Source organism: Microbacterium istanbulense, from assembly GCF_037204145.1.
GTDB classification, from domain to species: domain Bacteria; phylum Actinomycetota; class Actinomycetes; order Actinomycetales; family Microbacteriaceae; genus Microbacterium; species Microbacterium istanbulense.
In genome coordinates this window covers 1-1366 of the sequence record NZ_JBBDGN010000031.1, presented here as the reverse complement: position 1 = coordinate 1366, position 1366 = coordinate 1, and the positions used below count along the sequence as shown (strand labels likewise).

Sequence of the window (1366 nt, the reverse complement as noted above, 5' to 3'; positions counted from 1 at the left end):
TGAAGCGTCCCATGTTTTCTGCCGCTCCTATGCGGGGTGCGGCTCTCGGTTGAGGGCTGCGTAGTGGGCTTGCTCGAACTCGGCAGGTGGGACGTAGCCGAGGCTCGAGTGAAGCCTACGAGTGTTGTACCAGTCGACCCAGCCGGCGGTCGCGTACTCGACGTCGCTGAGGGTCCGGTAGGGGCCGTCGTGGAACACGGTCGTGCGGATGCACTCGGCCTTGTAGAGCCCGTTGATCGTCTCCATCAGGGCGTTGTCGAGCGCGTCGCCGACCGATCCGATCGAGGGCGCGATGCCGTCGAGAGCGAGCTTGTCGGTGTAGGCCACGGAGACATATTGCGACCCGGCATCCGAGTGCGCACGCAGCTGATTCGGTTGGATCGGGTGGCCCTGTCGGCCGCGTTCCCACAGGCCCATTCGCAGCGGGATCATCACGAGCTCGACGTGCTTGGTGGTCTGCGCGTGCCAGGCGATGATGCGTTGCGAGTAGACGTCGACGATGAACGCGACATAGACCCACCCGGCCCAGGTGCGGCAATACGTGAAGTCCATCACCCAGGTGTGATCCGGTCGTGGAGCGGTGAAGTCGCGATTGAGCAGGTCCCCGGCGCGGATCCCGTCCTTCGCGGGGATCGTGGTGCGCACGCCCTTGTCGCGTCGGATGCCCGACAGCCCGAGGGATCGCATGGCCCGGTCGACCGCGCCTCGCGACGCGTTCGGGATCCGGGTGCGGCGGATCAGCGCTGTCATCTTCCGCCGCCCGTAGAGGCCCTCCGGCGTCAGCTTCCGCCCCTGCCGCCCCGCGATCTCGACGCTCGTCCACGCGGTCTCGCGGACCGCGTCCACGACGAGAGCGTCGGTGACCGTCCTGGTCGACACGAGACCTTGTCGCCAGGCCCGGTAGGTGCGCGCGGCGATCTTCACACCCTGCTCATGCAGGACGCGGATGATCGACTCGACCGCGTGCCCTTCGGCTCTCATCGTGTCGATGAAGCCCAGCATCAACGGTTGCGGGGGTCGAGTTCCCCCACGAAGAAAGTCGTCGCCGCGCGAAGGATCGCGACGTCCTCTCGCAGCCGCGCGTTCTCCGCCTTGAGCCGCTTGATCTCCGCATGCTCCACAGAGGTCACCCCGTCACGGGTCCCATCGTCGATATCGGCTTGCAGCACCCATCGGCGGACGGACTCGTGGCCCACCCCGACCTGACGGGCCACGGCCGCTAACGCGGCCGTGAGCGACGGGTACTCCGACCGGTGCTCCCGCACCAGCCTCACCGCGCGCTCACGCAACACGGGATCGATCTTCTTCGGCATGACCTACATCCTTCCAACTCAAAAGGATGCGGCATCAAACCTGGGACGCTTCA

1 protein-coding gene is annotated in these 1366 nt (G+C 66.4%); it reads right to left on the bottom strand.

The features are described from left to right. Positions 1 to 27: 27 nt before the first annotated feature. A protein-coding gene (locus WDU93_RS15215; protein ID WP_337322087.1) for an IS3 family transposase occupies positions 28 to 1313 on the bottom strand; the annotation gives its coding sequence in 2 pieces (ribosomal slippage) (positions 28 to 1040 and positions 1040 to 1313; 1287 coding nt in all). Positions 1314 to 1366 lie beyond the last annotated feature (53 nt).